This window comes from Pseudomonas persica (assembly GCF_900291015.1).
In the GTDB taxonomy this organism is placed as follows: Bacteria; Pseudomonadota; Gammaproteobacteria; order Pseudomonadales; family Pseudomonadaceae; genus Aquipseudomonas.
This window is the reverse complement of record NZ_OLKL01000318.1, coordinates 1-244: the sequence shown is the minus strand read 5'-3', so window position 1 is coordinate 244 and position 244 is coordinate 1. Positions and strand designations below refer to the sequence as shown.

General features: G+C 66.4%; 1 protein-coding gene. It reads right to left on the bottom strand.

What is annotated here, in order from left to right; all coding sequences use genetic code 11:
* On the bottom strand, positions 1–244 hold a 244-nt coding region (locus FQ664_RS26720), incomplete at both ends, for an FCSD flavin-binding domain-containing protein (protein ID WP_178091124.1).

Below are 244 nucleotides of genomic sequence, written 5' to 3'. Positions count from 1 at the left end.
GTCGTGGCTTTCGTCGAGCTTGGAGACGAAGCCTTGCAGCGTGGCGATCTTGCCGTCCTTGGGCACATAGACGCCGCCGACCTTGACGCAATCTCCCGGCTCGATCAGCGACCAGCAGGTGTTGAAGAAGCGCGGCTGGAAGGCGCGCGCGCCGAGCAGATCGACGCGCAGCGCCATCGCCGCGACCTTGGCCTGCGCGTTCGCCGCGAAGCCCGATTTCGGCATGTCGCCGGCGATGCAGGAA